The following is a 19643-nucleotide window of genomic DNA, read 5'->3' on the forward strand; positions in this document are numbered from 1 at the left end:
GGGCCATCTGCCGTGAGTGTGGTTGGCAGGGCGACCGCGACCAGGGCGCCTGGCGCCGCATCGCAGCACGCGGCCTCGCCCACCAGAGCAAAACCCTCGTCGACAACACCAGCGGCACCATGATGATCCGCAAGGTCCTCGACAAGCTTGAAGCCAAGGCCGTCATCACCACGGCCGAGCCGAAGACCAGCCGGACGGATCGATCGAAGACCGGACCCACCCGGCCACGCACCAACCGTCTCGCGCCCAGGCGACGCGGGATTCCCTCCCCCACCGGCCCATCGGGCCCGGCGGACAAGCGTCCGGAGGGACACGCATCAACGGGCCGGACCCGGCTGCCCCGCGCAGCCCACCGGCACCAGGGCGTGACAACGATCAGCACACCCACCACCGGCCACAAGCCGCGAGGAGCAGCACTGGGCGCAGGCTTCCACCTGCACGCTCATGCTTCCCCACCAAAGTGGGCAGAACCCACACTGGACCTCACGGTTCACATGGGATCGCTTAGCTGATTAGAGACGCTACCGCCCGAGGGTGATCGAGGGAGCGGGAGTGCCCGTGGCCGCTTCGGTCAGGGAGGTGCCGTTCGCTCTTTCTATCTCCGATCTGCGTTGTTTCTAGAATGGTCGGGTGGACGATATCGATGCGATCGCGGTGTTGCAGGATCCGGTGCGGCGCCGCTTGTACGAGTACGTGGTGACGCGGGGTCGTGAGGTCGGCCGCAACGAGGCGGCCGAGGCGGCCGGGGTGGCGCGCACGCTCGCCGCGCATCATCTGGACAAGCTGGCCGAGGCCGGGCTGTTGGAGACCGGTAGCCGCCGTCTGACGGGCCGTTCGGGGCCGGGGGCGGGCCGTCCCGCGAAGGTGTACACGCGGGCCCGGACCGAGCGGGCGGTGTCGCTGCCCGCCCGTGACTACCGCACCGCCGCGGAGCTGCTCGCCGAGGCCGCCGAGGAGGCCGGGCTGGACGCCGGGCTCTGCGCGGCCGCGCGCCGCCGGGGCGAGGCCCTGCGCGGACCGGCGGCGGCCTGCGGCGGCCTCGAAGAGGTGATGGAGATGCTGGCCGCCCGCGGCTACGAACCGTACCTGGAAGGCGGCGAAGACGCCGAGGACGTCCGGGCCGAAGCCGACGGGGGAGTGGCCGGCGCGGCCGCGCGGGTCGTCCGCATGCGCAACTGTCCCTTCCACGCTGTCGCCGAACGCTTTCCGCCGCTCGTCTGCGGCATGAATCTCGCACTTCTGGAGGGGTTGCTCGGGCAGGACGGTCCCGTGCGTGCGCGCATGGACCCGCGGCCGGGGGAGTGCTGCGTGGTGGTCGAGAGTTCTAAAAACAACGATGATTGACATAGAACACGGGTAGTGCTGGGATGTGGCCATGACCGCATCCACGCACGCCGCCCACCTGGCCCAGCTCAACGTCGCCACGCTCCGCCACCCCCTCGACGATCCGCGTATGGCGCCGTTCGTCGAGATGCTCGACCCGGTCAACGCCGCCGCCGACAGCGCGCCCGGCTTCGTGTGGCGGCTCGTGGAGGAAGGGGCGGCCGACGCCACCGGCCTGCGGCCGGCGGGCGAGGACGTCATCGTCAACCTGACGGTGTGGCAGAGCCAGGAGGCGTTGTGGGACTTCACCTACCGCAGCGGACATCTGGAGGTCATGCGGCGGCGCCGCGAATGGTTCCACCGGCACGTCACGGCGCACCTGGTGCTGTGGTGGGTTCCCGCCGGTCATCTCCCGACAGTCGGGGAGGCCCTGGAACGGCTGGCGGACCTGGGGGAGCACGGGCCGTCCCTGCGTGCCTTCACCTTCGCCTCCTCCTACACCGCCACCGAGGCCGCCCAGCACCTTCGGGCCGTACCGCCGACGCAGCCTCAGCAGGCCGCCAGGACCGCGTGGCCGGCGCCGGCAGGGGAAGCGGCGTTGTAGCCGCCGGTGTCCGAAGCTGGACGCGAGGGGTGCTGGCCAGCGACGGCCCGGGTCAGCGGACGATGCGGTGTTTCCTTCCCCCTCGACGGAAGCGCATCGCGGCATAGACGAGGTCGACGACCAGGACGACGGCGCCGATGACCAGCAGAAAGAAGAGACCATGGACGGCGAAGCCGATGATGCCCAGGATCAGGGCCGCGAGGATCAGCAGCAGGAACACGATCATCGGATCTCCCGGCGGCTAGGGTGTCAGCGTCGGGCGAGGCGTCGCTCGCTGCCGGCGCCCGATGCGTATGGCAGGTCGTAGTGGGCGAAGACGCTCGGCTCGTCGCCGGCGGACAGTTCGCCGTCGGTGTCGATCGCCGGCGCCTTCTTGACCTGGTCCTTGCTGTGGGCGACCTTCAGATAACCGGGGCCGACTGTCGCACCGGTAAGCGGCACGAACGCCAGGCGCCGACGGGTGGGCAGGCCCACGGTGACCGTGGCGAAGAACGGCTGGTCGGTGGTGGTGTCGACGTAGATCGACTCGAGAACGCCGATCTTGTGGCCGCCGGCATCCACGACGTCGTGACCCCGCCACGCACGGATATCGTCTGCCTCGAACATCACAAGCCTCCCGTAGCACCTGTACGTGTACCCCCGATGCCATTGCTGATGTAACCGGGGCTGTCGGCTCAGGGCGCGCCGCATACCGTCGGCGTCGCGCACGAGCACCCATGCCGCCTGCCGCAGGTGCAAGCAGCCGCCTCCCACCTTGATGGAGATCCGTGCGGTCCGCACCCGGCCGCCGACCGTCTTCCGTTCCCGCTGCACGACTTCGTGGCCGAGGCACGCAAGCCGGGACTCGACGAGCGACTCCCGCACTGCCGCCGAGGGCAGCACGCACAGCCGGCGGCGACCGGCGACCGGCCCACCGTCCGCTGAGATCACCGGACCTGGCGCAGGTGTGCCGGGATGCGGCGATCTCGCCGGGCCGTGCTGACCTCAGCGAGCGTCTGGCGGGCCGCCTCGCGGCCGTCAGGACGTGGTGCCGGCACCCTCACGCGCCCCGTCGGCGTTCGCCGAAAACCGGCGAGACGCCCGGCCACGACGACAACGCAGGGTCGACGGCCGCTCACAGCATGGCGTCCAGGGTGATCGGCAGCTCGCGGATGCGTTTGCCGGTGGCGTGGTAGACGGCGTTGGCGATCGCGGGCGCGATGCCGACCAGGCCTACCTCGCCGACGCCCTTGGTGCCGGTCGCGGTACCGCGATCCGGCTCACCGACGAAGACCACGTCCAGGTCCGGGACATCGGCGTTGACGGCGACCAGGTAGTCGGCGAACGTGCCGTTGGCGATGCGTCCGGTGCGCGGGTCGGTGACCGTGTCCTCGAACAGGGCCATGCCGATGCCGCCGATCGTCCCGCCGATGATCTGGCTCCTCGCCGTCTTCTCGTTGAGGATGCGGCCACCGTCGATCGCGGAGACCACGCGCGCCACCCGGATGAGGCCGAGGTCCGCGTCGACCCGGATCTCCACGAACTTCGCGCCGTATGCGCCGGCGAGGGACATGCCCAGCTCGGTGGGGACCGGCGGTGTGCTGTTCCCGTTCGCCGTGAGTTCGGACAGCCCGTGCCGGGCGAGGATGTCGGCGTACGACTCCCCGAGGTCCGGGCGGCCCGCGGGGTGGACCCTGCCGTCGGTGCACTCCACGTCGTCCGGGGAACAGCCCAGCAGGGGAGAGTCGGCGTCGCCGCAGGCGAGTTCGGCGAAGGAGCGGACCAGTCGCCGGCAGGCGTCGTGCACGGCGTTGCCCAGCGCGCCGGTGAGGCCGGAGCCGCCCGCCATCATCGAGTTGGGCATGTCGGAGTCGCCCAGGTCGAAGCGGACCCGGTCCAGGGGCAGGCCCAGTTCCTCGGCGGCCAGTTGGGCCATGACGGTGTAGGTGCCGGTGCCGATGTCGGTCGCCGCACTGCGGACCAGCGCGCTGCCGTCCCTGTTGACGGTGGCCTGCGCAGCACAGGGCTGGGCGAAATAGGGGAACCACGCGCTCGCCATGCCGTAGCCGACGAGCCAGTTGCCGTCACGCATGGAGCGCGGCTCGGGATCGCGGTCGAACCAGCCGAAGCGTCGCGCGCCGATCTCGTAGCATTCCAGGAGGGCCTTGCCGGACCAGGGCAGCCCGTTGCGCGGGTCGACGTCGGTGTGGTTGCGCAGCCGCAGCTCCAAGGGGTCCATGCGCAGTTGGTGGGCCAGCTCGTCGAGCGCGGACTCCAGCGCGAAGTTGCCCTGTGCCTCGGCCGGGGCGCGCATGGACGTCGGCACGGCGATGTTGAGCCGGGCCTGCCGGTCGTGTGTGATCACGTTGGGGCACCGGTAGGCGAAGGCGGTGCCCGACGCGAACGGCTCGTAGTCGGTGTCCTCCATGCTCAGGGAGCTGAGGCTGCGGTGGTCCAGGGCGACCAGCGCGCCGTCGCGCGTGGCACCGATACTTAGCCACTGCACCCCGCTGGGCCGGTGCCCGACGGAGGTGAACATCTGCGGCCGGGTCAGCACCAGCTTGACCGGTCGCTTGATCATCCGGGCGGCCATCGCGGTGAGGACCACGTGCGGCCACGCGCGCAGCCCGGCGCCGAAGCCCCCGCCGACGTAGGGCACCAGAACCCGTACCGAGCTCTCGGGGATGCCGAAGACCATGGCGAGGGTGGTGCGCACCATCGACGGCCACTGGCTGGTGTCGTGGACGGTGAGGGTGTCGCCCTCCCACACGGCCAGGGTGGCGAACAGGCCGAGCGGGTTGTTGGTGTTGTCCGCCGTGGTGTAGGTGGCGCGGAGGCTCACCTCGGCTGACTCCAGCGCCGCGGCGGGGTCGCCGCGCGAGGTGTCCGTCCCCCACGGGTCGACGAGTTGTTCGGCCCGCGGGTCCTGGAGGTCCAGCAGCGGCTCCGTGGCCTCGTAGTCGGCCCGCACCAGCCGCGCCGCGGCGCCGGCCTGCTCCGGGGTCTCGGCCACCACGAAGGCGATGTGCTGCCCGTGGTGGACGATCCGGTCGTTGCGCAGCGGTGCCGGAGGCGACGCTCCGAGGACCGTCACGGGACCCGCGCCGACCTTCGGGGCGTTCTCGTGGGTGAGGACGGTGATCACGCCGGGGGCGCCTTCGGCCGCTTCGGTGTGGATGCGGACGATCCGGCCCGCGGCGACGGTGCTCTGCACCAGGGCACCGTAGGCCTGGCCGGGCACACTGAAGTCCATCGGATACGGGGCGGTGCCGGTGACCTTGCGCGGGCCGTCGACCCGGTTGACGCCCGCGCCGACCCGAGGCCTGCTTTCCACGGTGCTCATGCGGTCACTCCTGAGACGGTCTGCAGCTCGCGCACCAGGGTGCGCCGGGCGAGCGGCACCTTGAACGCCGTTCCGGGGACGGTGAAGGCGTCGCGCATGGTCGCCTCGGCCGCGTCCTGGAACGTGGCCGTCGTGGCGGACGCGCCGGTCAGCACGTGTTCGGCCTCGTAGGCCCGCCAGGGTTTCGTGCCCACGCCGCCGAGGCCGACCCGGGCCTGACGGATCGTGCCGTCCGCCACGACGAGCAGCACCGCGGCCGAGGTGAGGGCGAACTCGTACGACGCCCGGTCGCGGACCTTCAGGTAGCCCGACCGGGCGGCCGGCGGCGGAAGCGGGATCTCGACCTCGGTGATCAGCTCGGCGTGCTCCAGGACGTTCTCGCGCTGGGGGTTCTCGTCGGCCGTCAGGTAGAACTCCGTCAGCGGCACGGTGCGGGCCTTGGAAAGACCCTGGATGTGCACGACCGCGTCGAGCGCCACCAGGGCTACGGCCAGGTCGGATGCGTGCAGCGCGATGCACCGCTCGCTCGCGCCGAGCACGGCGTGCATACGTGCCGCGCCCTGCACCGCGGCACAGCCGGAACCCGGCGCGCGCTTGTTGCATTCGCCGACCGCGGGGTCGCGGAAGTAGCGGCAGCGGGTGCGCTGCAGCAGGTTGCCGCCGATGGTGGCCATGTTGCGCAACTGCACCGACGCGCCCTGCAGGAGGGACTCGCGCACCATGGGCAGGCGCTCGGTCACCGTGGCGTCGGCGGCCAGTTCCTCCATGGTGGCCAGGGCCCCCACGTGGAGCGACTCACCGCGTCGTTCGATGCCGTGCAGCGGGAGCCGGGTGATGTCGATCAGCCGCGGCGGCTCCAGGATTCCGTCCTTCATCAGGTCGAGCTGTGTCGTACCGCCCGCGAGGCAGGACGCCGCCGGATCCTCCGCCAGCAACTGCACCGCCTCGCGCGTGTCGGTGGCCCGGACGTAGTCAAAGGCGCGCATCGTGACCTCCCCGGGAGGCCGCCTCGCGGATCGCCGCGACGATGTTGGGATAGGCACCGCACCGGCACAGGTTTCCGCTCATGAACTCACGGATCTCCTCGTCCGAGCCGGCCCGGCCTTCGGTCATGAGCGCCACCGCGGACATGATCTGCCCCGGCGTACAGAAGCCGCACTGGAACGCGTCGTGCTCCATGAACGCCTGTTGCACCGGGTGCGGACCGTCGGCGTCGGCGATGCCCTCGATCGTGGTGATCTCCCGGCCCTCGGCCTGCGCCGCCAGGGTCAGGCAGGCCAGCACCCTACGGCCGTCCACGTGGACGGTGCATGCTCCGCAGGCTCCCTGGTCACAGCCCTTCTTGGTGCCCACCAGGCCCAGCCGGTCCCGCAGGGCGTCCAGCAAGGTGACCCGCGTGTCCATCCGCAGGGCGTACGACCGCCCGTTCACCGTGAGCGTCATGACCCGCTCCGGGACCACAGGCCGCTCACCCACGTCCCGCCTGCTCGCCACGTCCGTCATCGCGTCCTCCTCGGGACGGGTCGCACACGGCTCCAGCCCCCACACGCGGGCAGACCCGATGAGCCGATTCGACAGCTTTGGGAAGATTGACCACTCGTTTCACGATATAAGGCAAAGAGGTGATCGGCATGCGGGTCCGATCGCGGAACCCCGGGGCGCGCGGGCGACCTCAGCCGCGCCGTCCGGGGATACCCGGCTGCCCGGCCCCGACGCCACCCGAACGCCCGGAGTGGGCGATCCTTGGTATGCCTCTGTGCTCCCGTCGAGCGCAGGCGTCGGCACTTCGCCTACCAACCCACAGGCAGGCAACGAACGGACAGGGTGAGGAAGCGTGCTTGAAGTTCTGGGCGTCAGCGGTGAGGAGGAGCGGGTCTACCGCGCGCTCGTGGCGGGGCACCAGTCCGGCCCGCGGGAGATCGCGGCTCGACTCGGCATGGCGGTCTCCGAGGTGGACCCGCTTCTGACGGCCTTGCTGGCCAAGCGACTGATCAGCAGGACGCGTGCAGACCAGTTCGTGCCGGCACCGCCGGATGTCGCACTCGGCCCCCTGCTGGTGGACGGCCAGGCGGAGCTGGAGCGGGCCCGGGGGACCGTGGACCAGTTGGCGGAGCAGTACCGCAGGAACGTCCGTCGGCGTGACTCCGCCCAGCTCGTCGAGATACTCACCGGCGCGGAGGCGATCCGGCAGCAGGCCCTCAGCCTCCAGCGCGACGCCCGCGAGGAAATGCTGTGGTTCTGCCGCCAGGAGCCGATAGCCCTGACCGCGGCGGACAACGACGAGGAGTTCCGGTCGCTGGCGCGGGGCGTGCGCTTCAAAGTGATCTACGAGGCGTCCTTGCTGGACGAGCCGGGCGCATGGGCCAGCCTGGAGGAAGGGGTGCGCATGGGGGAGCAGGCGCGGGTGCTTCCGTCGCTTCCGGTCCGCCTGGCCATCGCGGACCGGTCAGTGGCGCTGTGCCCACTGGGCGAGGAGGCGACGGGAGAGCCCACCGCCGCGCTCGTGCGCGGCACGAGCCTCCTGGTGGCCCTCATCTCCCTGTTCGAGAGCCACTGGGAGCGGGCCACCCCGCTACACATCGACGAGGCCGCCGACACGGGCCTCAGCGCGGAGGACAGACAACTGCTGTCCTTGCTCATCGGCGGCGTGAGCGACAAGGCGATCGCCAAGCAGATGAGGGTCAGCTCGCGGACGGTGCAGCGGCGGGTGCAGGACCTCATGACCCGGAGCGGCGCACGGGGCCGGATGCAGCTGGCCTGGCAGGCCTGCAGGCTCGGCTGGCTGGACCAGGCCGCCGGGCCCGTCCCGCCGGAGCAGGGCGGGAAGGACCCGGCGGCCGCGTCGGCTACGGCGTGAGGGTGCGGGAGCCGATGGCGAGCCGGTACACGCCACTGCGCCCGGTTCCCGCGAAGAGCCACTGCCCGTCCGCGGAGACCAGAACCGAGCGCACGTCCCGGTCGGACAGTCCGGCGGAGACGTCCACCCAGTGGGCGCCGCCGTCGGTGCTGCGGACCACCCCCTGACCCGGACCGTCCGCCGCGTCGCCGGACACGGCGAACACGGTCCCGTCCGGGGCGAACGTCACGTCTCTGTAGGCCGCGGGGGGATGGCCGACCGCGTCATCGAAGCACGGTCCCATGAGGACATTGTCGAGCCACCACGACGCTTCGTGGCCCTGATGCCGTAGAGCGCGTCGCGCCGGACCGTTTTCGGGTGTGCCCCGCACTACCCTTGTTCCATGGCCGCGCAGCCTGATACCGAGGTTGCCTCGCTGTCTCCCGGTCCCATCGCAGGGGAGCCGATGGCCCGGCTGCTCACCGAGGCGGTGACCCGGCTGCGGCGTGCGCTGCGCTCCTCGATCCGCACCGACTACCCGTGGGAGACCCTGCCCATGGCGCAGGTCGAGTTGCTGCAGGTGCTCAGCGAACACTCGCCGGCACGGGTCAGCGACATGGGCGCCCGTCTGTGCCTGGCGCAGAGTACGGTCAGCGGGCTGATCGGCCGGATGATCGCCGCCGGGTTGGTCACACGTGATGTTGACCCGGCCGACCACCGTGTCGCCGTCGTAGCCCTCACTCATGCGGGACGGGAGAGGCTCGCCGCCTGGACCGCGGCCCATGAGCGGCGCATCGACGCGGCCCTCGCCGCGCTCGACGACAGCGCCCAGACGGCAGTCGAGGAGGCATTGCCCGCCCTGTTCCAGCTGGCCGAGCGCCTCGGTGAACCGACGCCCCGGGGACTGACGGAATCAAACACGCACATCGGCGGGTGACTCGGGCGAGCCTGTGAGCGTCACTGAGCGGGCGGGGCGCCGTCGGTCGGTCCGTATCCGCCCCCGCCGGGCGTGCGGATCACCAGGAGGTCGCCCCTCGTGACGTCCGCCGTGTCGCAGCCGCGCAGCCGATGGGTGCTGCCGTCGGCGCGCTCGATCAGGTTCTCGCCGAGGGCGCCGGGTCCGCCGCCGGCCATGCCGTAGGGCGGGACGCGGCGGTGACCGGAGACGACGGCGACCGTCATCGGCTCGGCGAACCGGATCCGGCGCTCCACCCCGCACCCGCCATGCCGGCGGCCGTCGCCGCCGCTGCCCTCGCGGATACGGAACTCCTCCACCCGCACCGGGTAGCGCCACTCCAGGGTCTCGGGGTCGGTCAGGCGGGAGTTGGTCATGTGGGTCTGCACGGCATCCGCGCCGTCGAAGTCCTCGCCCGCGCCGGCGCCGGAGGCGACGGTCTCGTAGTACTGGAAGCGATCGTTGCCGAAGGAGACGTTGTTCATCGTGCCGGAGCCCTCGGCCTGGGCGCCCAGGACGGCGTACAGGGCGCCGGTGACGGCCTGCGAGGTCTCGACGTTTCCGGCGACGGTGGCGGCCGGGTAGGCGGGGGAGAGCATGGAGCCGGCGGGGATGCGCACGTCGAGAGGCTTCAGGCAGCCGCTGTTGAGCGGGATGTCGTCGGCGACGAGGGTACGGAAGACGTACAGCACGGCTGCCATGACGACGGAAGTGGGTGCGTTGAGGTTGCCGGGCTGCTGGGATGAGGTGCCGGTGAAGTCCAGCACGGCGCCGCGCTGTTCGCGGTCGATGCGCAGGGCGACCTGGATGACGGCGCCGTTGTCGGTCTCGTAGCGGTGCTCGCCGTCGTGCAGGGTGGCGATGATGCGGCGCACGCATTCCTCGGCGTTGTCCTGGACGTGGCCCATGTAGGCGTGGACGACATCGAGGCCGAACTGGTCGATGACGCGGCGCAGTTCGTGGATGCCCTTCTCGTTGGCGGCGATCTGCGCGCGCAGGTCGGCGAGGTTGGTGTCCGGGTCCCGTGAGGGATGGCGGGCGCTGGTGAGCAGGTGGCGGGTCTCGTCCTCGCGGAAGTGTCCGTCGCGCATCAGCAGCCAGTTGTCGAAGAGCACGCCCTCCTCGTCGATGACGGTGCTGAACGCGGGCATGGATCCGGGGCTGATGCCGCCGATCTCGGCGTGGTGGCCGCGCGAGGCGACCAGGAAGAGGAGCCGCTCGCCCGCCTCGTCGAAGACCGGGGTGACGACGGTGATGTCGGGCAGGTGGGTGCCGCCGTGGTACGGGTCGTTGATGGCGTAGACGTCGCCGGGGCGGATCGAGCCCTCGTTGCGGCGCAGGACCTCCTTGATGGACTCGCCCATGGAGCCCAGGTGTACGGGGATGTGGGGAGCGTTGGCGATGAGGCTGCCGTCGGGGGCGAAGAGCGCGCAGGAGAAGTCGAGGCGTTCCTTGATGTTGACCGAGTGGGCGGTGCTCTCCAGCCGTACACCCATCTGCTCGGCGATGGACATGAACAGGTTGTTGAAGACCTCCAGCATCACCGGGTCGACGGTGGTGCCGACCGCCGTGCGGGACGGACGGGGACGGGAGCGGGTGAGGACGAGGTCGCCGTGCTCGTCGGCCGCGGCCCGCCAGCCGGGGTCGACGACCGTCGTCGCATCGGCCTCGGCGATGATCGCCGGGCCCTCGACGCTGTCGTCGAGACGCAGGTCCCGGCGTTGGTACAGCCAGGTGGGCTGCCAGCGGCCTTCGGTGAACATCCGTACCGTGTCGGCCGGTTGCAGTGCGCCGGTCCGCGGCGGCGGGACGGTCGGCGTGGCGGTGCGCGGGCCGGAGGAACCGGTGGCCTCGACCTCGATGGCCTCGACGACCAGCGGCTTGCCCATGGTGAAGCCGTAGCGGTCGCGGTGGTCGTGTTCGAAGTGGGCTCGCATGTCGTCGGCCGGGCCCAGCGGCACGGGCAGCGAGAAGTCGGTGCCCTCGTAGCGCAGCAGGGCGCGGGCGGCCGTGCGGACGGTGGCGTCCGGCACGCCGTCCTCGCGCAGCTGGCCGCGTGCCCGCTCCTCCAGTTCGGCGCGCACGGCCTCGACGCGGGCTGCCGTCTCCGGCCGGTCGAGGGCGGCCTCGACGGAGCGTTCGCGCAGGGCGACCGCGTCCGCCACCCCGATGCCGTACGCGGACAGCACCCCGGCGAGCGGCGGGATCAGGACGGTGTCGATGCCGAGCCGGTCGGCGACCGCGCAGCAGTGCTGGCCACCCGCGCCACCGAAGGCGACCAGCGCGTAGCGGGTGATGTCGCGGCCGCGCTGGACGGAGATCCTCTTCACCGCGTTCGCGATGTTGAGCACGGCGATGTCGAGGAATCCCGCCGCGACCTCCTCCGGGCTGCGGCGCTTTCCGGTAGCGGTGGCGGTCTGCCCGGCCAGTTCGGTGAAGCGGGCACGGACCGCGGCCTCGTCCAGCGGCTGGTCGCCGCCCTTGCCGAACACCCGGGGGAAGAAGGCGGGTTGAATCCGGCCGACCATGACGTTGGCATCGGTGACGGTCAGCGGACCGCCGCGCCGGTAGCAGACGGGGCCGGGGTCGGCGCCGGCCGAGTCCGGGCCGACGCGGTAGCGCATCCCGTCGAAGTGCAGGATCGAACCACCGCCCGCGGCTACGGTGTGGATGTCGGTCATCGGCGCCCGCATCCGCACTCCGGCCACCTGGGTGCTCAGGACCCGTTCGATCTCGCCCGCGTAGTGGGACACGTCGGTCGAGGTGCCGCCCATGTCGAAGCCGATGGCCCTGGCATGGCCCGCCCCGGTGGCGGCGCGCGCCATTCCCACGACCCCACCCGCCGGGCCGGACAGCACGGCGTCCTTGCCCCTGAAGCGGCCCGCCTCGCGCAGGCCGCCCCCGGACTGCATGAACATCAGTCGCACACCGTTCAGCTCAGCGGCCACCCGGTCCACATAACGGCGCAGGATGGGGGAGAGGTAGGCGTCGACCACGGTCGTGTCGCCTCGCGGTACCAGCTTGATCAGCGGGCTGACCTCGTGCGAGCAGCTGACCTGCGAAAAGCCGACGGCGCGGGCCGCCTCGGCGACGGCCGCCTCGTGCGCGGAATGGCGGTAGCCGTGCAGGAAGACCACCGCGGCGCTGCGGAACCCGTCCGCGTACGCCGCGGCCAGCGCCTCGCGCGCGGCGTCCAGATCGAGCGGGCGGACGACTTCGCCGTGTGCGCCCACCCGTTCCTCCACCTCGATCACCCGGTCGTACAGTGCCTCCGGAAGGAGGATCCGCCGGTCGAAGATGCGGGGGCGGTTCTGGTAGGCGATGCGCAGGGCGTCCCTGAAGCCCCGGGTGACGACCAGGACGGTCTGCTCGCCGGTGTGTGTCAGCAGCGCGTTGGTGGCGACGGTGGTGCCCATCTTCACCACCTCGATACGGTCGCCCGGGATCGGCTCGTCCTCCTCCAGGCCCAGCATCTGACGGATACCGGCGACTGCCGCGTCCTGGTACGCCTCCGGCTGCTCCGACAGCAGCTTGCGGCTGACCACCTCGGCATCCGGCGTCACCGCCACGACATCGGTGAACGTGCCACCACGGTCGATCCAGAACTGCCAGCGACCAGCCATGCACCCATTGTGCGCCCTCGACCTGCCCCACCGCAGAGCCTCCCGTTGCCGATGGGCGAGGCCCCGGGCAGGGCTCGAACCTGTATCCGGCCGTTGCAGAGCCGGCCACGACACAGTCCGGCTGCCTCGTCATGCAAGCCGTGGCCCCGCGAAAACCGAATGCCGGCCCGCAGGCCCCGTTGCTAGCATCGGCCTCATGATCACGCCTTGGCCGCAGCATCGGATGATGCCCCGTCGACGGGGCTGCTGAGCACGGACGCGTGACGAATCCGAGGCCCCGGGGACGGGGCCTCGACGTGGTTGTGCGGACCGGGCCTCGTCTCCCTGACAGGAGGTTCCGATGACCGCACCTCGCCACTACATCACCACGACGATCCCGTACGTCAACGCGCGCCCGCACCTGGGCTTCGCCCTGGAGCTCGTCCAGGCGGACACCCTGGCCCGGCACCGCCGCCAACGGGGCGACGACGTACGCCTGTTGAGCGGGACCGACGACAACTCCCTGAAGAACGTACTGGCCGCCGAGGCCGAGGGCATCGACGTACAGTCGCTGGTCGACCGCAACGCCGAGGCGTTCGCCGCCCTGCGGGGCCCGCTCGCGCTGTCGCTCGACGACTTCATCCGTACCAGCCGCGACCCGCGCCACCGCGTCGGCGTCGAGCGGCTGTGGCGCCGATGCGCCGCGGCGGGGGACCTGTACCGCAAGCACTACGAAGGCCTGTACTGCGTCGGCTGCGAGCAGTTCTACGCCGAGGCCGAACTGGTCGACGGGCGCTGCGCCGAGCACGGCACCGAGCCGCAGCTCGTGGCGGAGGAGAACTGGTTCTTCCGGCTGTCCCGCCACGCCGGCCGGCTGCAGGAGCTGATCGGCGACGGCCGCCTGCGCATCGAACCCGCCGCCCGCCGCAACGAGGTCCTGTCCCTGATCGCGGGCGGCCTGCACGACTTCTCCGTCTCCCGCTCCCACACCCGTGCCCGCGGCTGGGGCATCCCCGTGCCCGGCGACCCCACCCAGGTCGTCTACGTGTGGTGGGACGCGCTGGGCAACTACGTCACCAGCCTCGGCTACGGCGCCGACGACCCCGCCTACGAGCAGTGGTGGGTGACGAGCGAGCGCCGTACCCATCTGATCGGCAAGGGTGTGGTGCGCTTTCACGCCGTGTACTGGCCGGCGATGCTGCTGTCGGCCGGTCTGCCGCTGCCCACCGACATCCTCGTCCACGACTACCTCACCGTCGACGGCCGCAAGATCAGCAAATCCGGCGGGACCACCGTCGACCCGGTCGCCCTCGCCGACGCGTACGGCACCGACGCGGTGCGCTGGTGGCTGCTGCGTGAAGTCCCCCGCGTCGGGGACGCCGACTTCACCCCCGACCGGCTGATCGCGCGTGCCGACGCGGACTTCGCGGGGGGCCTCGGCAACCTCGTCCACCGCATCGTGACCATGGTCCACCGCTACCGCGGCGGGACGGTGCCCTCGCTCGGCACCGACCGGTTCACCGTGGCGACGCTGCTGGACGTGTGCGCCAAGGCTCCCGCCCGGATCGACGCGGCGCTGGCCGACTTCGACTTCCGCCGTGCCACGGGCGCCACCTGGGACATCGTGGAGGAGGCCAACCGGTGCATCGATGTCACGCGGCCCTGGGAGCTGGCCCGAGCGGAACGCCACGGCAATGCCGCAGCGGGCGAACGCCTCGACGCGGTCCTCTCCGCCCTGGTCGCGGCGTGTCGTGTCCTCGCCGAGGAGCTGCGGCCCTTCATCCCTGACGCCGCGGCCCGGATCGCGGCGCAGGTGACGTCCCTGGACGGGAGCCTGCCGCCCGCGACCCCCCTGTTCCTCCGGCTCCAAGAAGCCACGCCGCCTGCGTGAGGCCCTGGGCCACGCGGCAGCGGTCTACCGCCGATCAACTGGTTTGTACCCGGGCGATGAGCAGGGCGACGTCGTCGTGGCTGGCGGGGTGCCGGAGCTGCTCCAGGAGCCGGCCGCAGGTCTCCTCCGCGGAGCGGCACGGCACGGACAGCTGGCGCAGCAGGTCGTTGAGGCGCTCGTCGATGGGATCGTTGCGGGTTTCGACCAGCCCGTCGGTGTACAGGACGAGCTGGTCACCGGGCTCCAGGTCGAGCGTGGTCGTCTCGAAGGGAACTCCGCCGACTCCGAGCGGAGTGCCGGTGGGCAGGTCGAGGAGTTCCGGTGGTCTGCCGGCCCGGATGAGGACCGGCGGCAGGTGACCGGCCGAGGCCATCTGCAACCGGCCGCGGTGGGGGTCGTAGACCGCGTAGACGCACGTGGCGATGTACGGGTCCAAACCCTGCGTGATCTTGTCGAGGTGGGTGAGGATCCGGGAGGGTTCGAGGCCGAGGTCGGCGAGGGTGGAGGTGGCGGTACGCAGGCGGCCCATGGCGGAGGCGGCCGGGATGCCGCTGCCCATGACGTCGCCCACGGCGAGCGCGGTGCGGTCGCCGTCCAGGGCGATGACGTCGTACCAGTCGCCGCCGACCTCGCTGAAAGCCTGCGCGGGCCGGTACCGTGCGGCGACCTCCAGGCCGGGGTGCTGAGGCGAGAGCTGCGGGAGCAGGCTGCGCTGGAGGGTTTCGGCGGCGCTGCGGATGTGCTGGTGCAGGACGGCGTTGTCGATGCTCAACGCGGCGGTCGAGGCGAGTTCGCAGGCGATGGCGAGGTCGTCCTCGTCGAAGGGCAGGGGATTGCGGGCACGGGCCAGTCCCATGACGCCGATGAGCTGTTCCCGGGCGATGAGCGGGACCGCCATGTCCGTGTGCACCCCGGCGTGGGCGAGCAGGCGGGCGGCCTGGGAGTCGGCGGCGATCCGGGCGTGGTCGCCGCTGCCCAGGTGGGTGATCAGATGGGGCTCGCGGGTGCGGACGCAGTGGGCCGCCGGGTGGTCGGCGTGGTAGGTGGTGAGCCGACCGGGCGGAACGATTGCCTGGGCCGCGTCCGTGGGATAGGCGGTCTTCACCGCCAGCGCGCGGAACAACGGAGGGCCCTCGCCGAGCTCTGCGCGGCCTGTCCGCAGGACCGAGTCCAGCAGGTCCACCGCGACCATGTCGGCCAGGCCGGGCACGACGACATCGGCCAGTTCCTGCGCCGTACGTTCCACCTCCAAGGTGGTGCCGATGCGGGCGGAGCCGTTGGCCACCAGCCGCAGGCGTTGCTGTGCCCGGTCGGCCTTCCTGGCAGCTCGGTACCGGTCGGTGACGTCCACCACCACGTTGGCGATGCCCAGCACGTCCGCGTGGTGGTCCTCCAGCCGGTAGATCGACACCGTCCAGGCGTGGTCGTCGTCCGGTACGGCGCACGTCCGGCCCGTCATCTGCTGCTCGATGACGGGAACGCCGCTCTGCAGGACCTGCCGCATCGTGCTTTCCGCGCTCCGGAACGACGTGCCGGGCAGGATGTCGTGGAAGCGGCGGCCGATGTGGTCGGCCACGGGGACGCCGTGCATCTTCGCCAGGGCCGGGTTGACGGCCAGGTAGCGCAGGTCGGTGTCGAGGACGGCCAGCCCGATCGGGGCCTGACTGACCAGCCGGGTGGACAGCGCCACCTTGCGTTCCACGTGCCGCAGGGTGGCCCGGTCGGTGGCGAGCCCGAGGGCGTAGTGGTCGCCGAGGTTGTCGGTCAGCCGCATGTTGCGGAATTCGACCATGCGGGTGGTGCCGTCCTTGTGCCGGATCGGGAACGCCCCCGCCCAGTTGCTGCCGGTCTCCATCACCTCGGCGAACAGTGTGATCGCCGCCTCGCGGTGTTCGGGGTGCAGCAGCAGCGCCGCCGCGTACTGCCCGGCCGCCTCGCCGCGGGTGTAGCCGAACAGCTCTTCGGCCTGCGGGCTCCACATGTCGATCCGGCCGTCCGCCTCCAGGAGCACCGCGGCGACGCCCAGCAGGTCCATCAGGCCGCTCGGAGGCGACGCGACGTCCTGCGTACGACCCTCTCGCTCCGGGTGCTGTTCTGCTCGGCGCATCACTCGCTCCTTCCACCCGCCGCTCTCACCGCGTACCCCGCCTGAGCACGCCGGGCAGGCGAAACGGCTCCTTGCCGGTCGGCGGAGGATTGGTCCGGCAGGCGACACGCGATCATCGGCAGCCGAGAGGCGGGCCCGGGAGGCGCTGCTCGAGGAGGTCCACGCGGAGCCCGACCCGGACGATGTGGTGCTTCTCGATGAACCCGATGTCGTCGGTGATCAGCGCGCCATCCGATCCGAGCTCCTGTGGAGGACTACGCGCGCCTGCTCCGTGGCGCGGGGGATGCCCTCGGAGGTGAAGTCGAGAAGCGGGCGATGTTCTCCAGGCGGGCGCCGGCCGTCATCGACTGGACCATCGCCCAGGGCGGCGTCCCGATCACGGGCGCCCATCGGGTGCGGTATCTCCAGGAGAACGTCGCAACCGCGGGCATCACCCTTCCAGGAACGCCCGCGCAGCCGGCACGAGCGGGGTACGTCCGCGGTGGGACCGGGTGCGCGCGGTCCTCGGCGTCGTCGAGCACCGGGCCTCGTCTTCGAAGATCAGCCAGGCCTTACCGCTTGGCCCCGGTCCATGGCGCGGCGGGCTGGCGCCCTGATACGAGCGCTGGGGGCCGAAGACCGCAGGCAACGGCCTTCGGCACCCCAGCGGGATGTGGTGGCCGGGTCGGCTATGGCGACGCGCCAAAGGGGGTGGTTGCCCTCCGCGTCAAAGCACAGCCTCGAAGTTGGTCAGCGGTGGCCGAAGTAGCGGTCGTGATCCCGGTGCCGGTCGCCGTACCAGCCGTGGTGCCGGCCGTGGTCCCGGTGCCAGCCCCAGTCCCGGACCCAGCAACCCCGGTCCGGGTCCCAGCGCCAACCCCCGTCCCGGTCCCAACGGTCCCGGTCCCGGTCACGGTCCCAACGGTCCCGGTCGCCGTAGCGACCGTCGTGGTCGTGGCCGTTCCAGTGGCTGTGCGAGTAACTCCTCCCGTAGTCGCGGTCATGGTCGCTTCCGGCGGCCAGGGCCGGCATGGCGGCCGCGCCGACGAGCGCGCCCGAAGCCACACAGGTGGCGAGCAGGCGGATCGTCGTACGAGAAACAGACATGAATCTGTCACCTCACGTTCGTGCATGCGCACCGACCTGGTCTGGGCCGGTGTGCAATCCGACATTCCCGGTTCGATGCCGAGGTCCCACACTGTGGCCCTTCGCGGCGAAACGAGACAAATGCACCGTTTCCTGTTATAAAGCGCTGATATATCCGTAACTCTCGCTTGTATGGACCAGCGATGCCGGGGGGAGCCGGGTATCGGCCCTGCCTCGGCTACGAATCACGTTGCGAGCAGGGAAAAGCAGGCGACCGGCCCGTGACACTCTTGGCGGTCTCGCCGCTCAACTCCTTCGAATGACCCAACCGCTTTCGTAACTTTCGGGGGCCTCTGTTCGAGTGAGCCGTTCCGGCCCGCGCCGGGCCGTGGCCGAGCCTGCGGCCGATGGCATGAGCTGCCGGTGAACGAGCCGGCCTGGACCACTCCGTGAGGTCAGTTCGGCTGCCGACGGGCCTGCTTCACCTCGCGGTCGATGGCCCAGGCGTCGACGAGGGGCCCGATATGGCCGAGCTTGTCGGGATTGATCACCGCGCGGATGATCTGAATCTGCCCTCCGTGCACATCGAGGGCCAAGGTGTGGAGCACGTTGCCGTGCCGGTCGCGGAAGATCGCACCGCGCTGGCCGTTAATCTCATGCGGCTCGAACGTCACGTCGATCCGGCTCATCAATGGGACGACCGTGCCCAGCAGCCGGGCCACGTTGTCCGCGCCCATGACGGCCTTGGCCAGCTGTGGGGCCCTGCCGCCGCCGTCCCCGACCAGCCGCACATCGGCGGCCAGCAGATCCTGCAGCCCACCCACATTGCCGTCCTTCAGCGCGTCGAAGAACCGCGTCGCCAGCTCCTGCCGCTCCTGACGATCCGCTGCGAACCGCGGCCGCCCGGCTTCCAAGTGCCGCCGCGCCCGCACCACCAACTGCCGGCACGCCGCCCCCGAACGCCCCACAGCCGCGGCGACCTCGTCGAACCCGAAGGCGAACACCTCCCGCAGCACAAACACCGCCCGCTCCAGCGGACTGAGCCGCTCCAGCAGCAACAACGCCGCTATCGACACCAAGTCGGCCAGTTCCACCGACCGCGCCGGATCCAGATACGGATCGCTCAGCAGCGGCTCGGGAAACCACGGACCTACGTACGCCTCCCGTCGCATCCGAGCGAAGCGCAGCACATCGATCGAGATCCGCGTCACCGCGGCCGACAGGAAAGCCTTGGTCGACGTGGGGCGCGTCGCCGAGCCGTCAAAGCGGAGCCATGTCTCCTGCACCGCATCCTCGGCCTCACCCACACTGCCCAGGATCCGGTAGGCGATCGAGAACAGCAGCGGCCGCAGCTCCTCGAACTCCTCGACCTTGCTCACGCCGGCTCACCCTTCTCTTGAAGCCACCCACCCTGCCGTGCTCATCGGCGCAGGCCTCTGCCGGTGATCATCCGGACCAGCGGCAGGCCAGGCCAAGTCACTGAGCCCGGGGGCTCGGGGGCCGTAGCCGGACCCCGAGCCAGTGGCCGGTGCCCTTCGGAAGTCGACACCGAGGGTCCTGACGAAGCCGACGCCGACGTCGTCGGTCCAGCCCCACCAGGCGACACCCTCCTCCACCTCTCAATGGAACTGCCCCACCTCGTAGTTGCCGGCCGGCTGCTGCGTGATGATGTTCAGCCGGTTCACCGGGTTCCTCCGAGGATGCCCCGGCCTTCAGGCCGGGGAGGAATCGGACTCCTGCGGAGCAGGGCAGGGATAGCCGGATCGCCGTCGGGGCGATCCGGCGTCCACCCCGCACGGCGGTGATGTCGCCCACGATGATCAAGAACTCTCAACTGTCAGTGCTCTCGGGTAGGTTCGGATGCATGACGACAGAGGCGACCACGAAGGACGCCGGGCATGCCCGGTACACCTTCCGTGTGCGCCTGTCGAACACGGC

The 19643-nt window shown here is 70.9% G+C and carries 15 protein-coding genes and 1 pseudogene; 6 read left to right on the forward strand and 10 right to left on the reverse strand.

Annotation, left to right across the window (positions count from 1 at the left end; genetic code table 11):
* From ACIBJF_RS45270 to ACIBJF_RS45280, 3 genes and pseudogenes are all read left to right on the forward strand, one after another.
* A pseudogene (locus ACIBJF_RS45270) lies at window positions 1-512 on the forward strand (transposase); the annotation flags it as partial.
* Window positions 513-630: 118 nt separating this feature from the next.
* Window positions 631-1344 (forward strand): helix-turn-helix transcriptional regulator, encoded by a 714-nt coding sequence (locus tag ACIBJF_RS45275; RefSeq protein ID WP_399183255.1) that lies wholly within the window; start codon window positions 631-633, stop codon window positions 1342-1344.
* 31 nt (window positions 1345-1375) lie between these two features.
* A complete protein-coding gene (locus ACIBJF_RS45280) occupies window positions 1376-1927 on the forward strand; it encodes a DUF3291 domain-containing protein (protein WP_399183258.1) in 552 nt (183 codons plus the stop codon).
* A 52-nt stretch (window positions 1928-1979) separates the two neighbouring features.
* Here the strand turns inward: ACIBJF_RS45280 and ACIBJF_RS45285 are convergent, their stop codons facing one another.
* From ACIBJF_RS45285 to ACIBJF_RS45305, 5 genes are all read right to left on the reverse strand, one after another.
* Entirely contained in the window at window positions 1980-2153 is a 174-nt protein-coding gene (locus ACIBJF_RS45285) for a hypothetical protein (protein WP_356308548.1), read from the reverse strand.
* A 23-nt stretch (window positions 2154-2176) separates the two neighbouring features.
* On the reverse strand, window positions 2177-2533 hold the full coding sequence (locus tag ACIBJF_RS45290) for a PRC-barrel domain-containing protein (protein WP_399183260.1): 357 nt from the start codon (window positions 2531-2533) through the stop codon (window positions 2177-2179).
* A gap of 508 nt (window positions 2534-3041) precedes the next feature.
* Window positions 3042-5249: a xanthine dehydrogenase family protein molybdopterin-binding subunit gene (locus tag ACIBJF_RS45295; protein WP_399183263.1), complete on the reverse strand. Its 2208-nt coding sequence runs from the start codon at window positions 5247-5249 to the stop codon at window positions 3042-3044.
* Window positions 5246-6235, reverse strand: a complete 990-nt coding sequence (locus tag ACIBJF_RS45300) for an FAD binding domain-containing protein (RefSeq protein ID WP_399183265.1) — start codon at window positions 6233-6235, stop codon at window positions 5246-5248. The genes ACIBJF_RS45295 and ACIBJF_RS45300 overlap by 4 nt, the downstream gene beginning before the upstream one ends.
* Window positions 6222-6752, reverse strand: coding sequence for a (2Fe-2S)-binding protein (locus tag ACIBJF_RS45305; protein ID WP_351810222.1), 531 nt, complete (start codon window positions 6750-6752; stop codon window positions 6222-6224). The genes ACIBJF_RS45300 and ACIBJF_RS45305 overlap by 14 nt, the downstream gene beginning before the upstream one ends.
* 331 nt (window positions 6753-7083) lie before the next feature.
* Here ACIBJF_RS45305 and ACIBJF_RS45310 point away from each other — a divergent pair, with 331 nt between their 5' ends.
* On the forward strand, window positions 7084-8106 hold the full coding sequence (locus ACIBJF_RS45310) for a LuxR C-terminal-related transcriptional regulator (protein WP_399183266.1): 1023 nt from the start codon (window positions 7084-7086) through the stop codon (window positions 8104-8106).
* Here the strand turns inward: ACIBJF_RS45310 and ACIBJF_RS45315 are convergent.
* Entirely contained in the window at window positions 8096-8389 is a 294-nt protein-coding gene (locus ACIBJF_RS45315) for a WD40/YVTN/BNR-like repeat-containing protein (RefSeq protein WP_399183269.1), read from the reverse strand. The genes ACIBJF_RS45310 and ACIBJF_RS45315 overlap by 11 nt on opposite strands.
* Before the next feature lie 99 nt (window positions 8390-8488).
* Here ACIBJF_RS45315 and ACIBJF_RS45320 point away from each other — a divergent pair, with 99 nt between their 5' ends.
* Complete coding sequence (locus ACIBJF_RS45320; RefSeq protein WP_399183271.1) at window positions 8489-9022, forward strand: MarR family winged helix-turn-helix transcriptional regulator; 534 nt, start codon at window positions 8489-8491, stop codon at window positions 9020-9022.
* 20 nt (window positions 9023-9042) lie between these two features.
* Here the strand turns inward: ACIBJF_RS45320 and ACIBJF_RS45325 are convergent, their stop codons facing one another.
* Window positions 9043-12663: a hydantoinase B/oxoprolinase family protein gene (locus ACIBJF_RS45325; protein ID WP_399183273.1), complete on the reverse strand. Its 3621-nt coding sequence runs from the start codon at window positions 12661-12663 to the stop codon at window positions 9043-9045.
* 340 nt (window positions 12664-13003) lie between these two features.
* Between ACIBJF_RS45325 and ACIBJF_RS45330 the strand changes: the two genes are divergently transcribed.
* Window positions 13004-14533, forward strand: a complete 1530-nt coding sequence (locus ACIBJF_RS45330; RefSeq protein ID WP_399183275.1) for a methionine--tRNA ligase — start codon at window positions 13004-13006, stop codon at window positions 14531-14533.
* Between the two features lie 34 nt (window positions 14534-14567).
* On the opposite strand, the gene ACIBJF_RS45335 is transcribed toward ACIBJF_RS45330, so the two are convergent.
* From ACIBJF_RS45335 to ACIBJF_RS45345, 3 genes are all read right to left on the reverse strand, one after another.
* On the reverse strand, window positions 14568-16640 hold the full coding sequence (locus tag ACIBJF_RS45335; protein WP_399183277.1) for a SpoIIE family protein phosphatase: 2073 nt from the start codon (window positions 16638-16640) through the stop codon (window positions 14568-14570).
* Window positions 16641-17369: 729 nt separating this feature from the next.
* On the reverse strand, window positions 17370-17726 hold the full coding sequence (locus ACIBJF_RS45340) for a hypothetical protein (RefSeq protein WP_399183279.1): 357 nt from the start codon (window positions 17724-17726) through the stop codon (window positions 17370-17372).
* A 434-nt stretch (window positions 17727-18160) separates the two neighbouring features.
* Window positions 18161-19084, reverse strand: a complete 924-nt coding sequence (locus ACIBJF_RS45345) for an RNA polymerase sigma-70 factor (protein ID WP_399183281.1) — start codon at window positions 19082-19084, stop codon at window positions 18161-18163.
* Window positions 19085-19643: the final 559 nt, after the last annotated feature.

It is taken from the genome of Streptomyces sp. NPDC050743 (assembly GCF_044456925.1).
In the GTDB taxonomy this organism is placed as follows: Bacteria; Actinomycetota; Actinomycetes; order Streptomycetales; family Streptomycetaceae; genus Streptomyces.

Coding starts and splice junctions, on each gene's coding strand:
- ACIBJF_RS45280 (WP_399183258.1), top strand. CDS start 1,376: ATGACCGCATCCACGCACGCCGCCCACCTGGCCCAGCTCAACGTCGCC.
- ACIBJF_RS45285 (WP_356308548.1), bottom strand. CDS start 2,153: ATGATCGTGTTCCTGCTGCTGATCCTCGCGGCCCTGATCCTGGGCATC.
- ACIBJF_RS45290 (WP_399183260.1), bottom strand. CDS start 2,533: ATGTTCGAGGCAGACGATATCCGTGCGTGGCGGGGTCACGACGTCGTG.
- ACIBJF_RS45295 (WP_399183263.1), bottom strand. CDS start 5,249: ATGAGCACCGTGGAAAGCAGGCCTCGGGTCGGCGCGGGCGTCAACCGG.
- ACIBJF_RS45300 (WP_399183265.1), bottom strand. CDS start 6,235: ATGCGCGCCTTTGACTACGTCCGGGCCACCGACACGCGCGAGGCGGTG.
- ACIBJF_RS45305 (WP_351810222.1), bottom strand. CDS start 6,752: ATGACGGACGTGGCGAGCAGGCGGGACGTGGGTGAGCGGCCTGTGGTC.
- ACIBJF_RS45315 (WP_399183269.1), bottom strand. CDS start 8,389: ATGGGACCGTGCTTCGATGACGCGGTCGGCCATCCCCCCGCGGCCTAC.
- ACIBJF_RS45320 (WP_399183271.1), top strand. CDS start 8,489: ATGGCCGCGCAGCCTGATACCGAGGTTGCCTCGCTGTCTCCCGGTCCC.
- ACIBJF_RS45325 (WP_399183273.1), bottom strand. CDS start 12,663: ATGGCTGGTCGCTGGCAGTTCTGGATCGACCGTGGTGGCACGTTCACC.
- ACIBJF_RS45330 (WP_399183275.1), top strand. CDS start 13,004: ATGACCGCACCTCGCCACTACATCACCACGACGATCCCGTACGTCAAC.
- ACIBJF_RS45335 (WP_399183277.1), bottom strand. CDS start 16,640: ATGCGCCGAGCAGAACAGCACCCGGAGCGAGAGGGTCGTACGCAGGAC.
- ACIBJF_RS45340 (WP_399183279.1), bottom strand. CDS start 17,726: ATGTCTGTTTCTCGTACGACGATCCGCCTGCTCGCCACCTGTGTGGCT.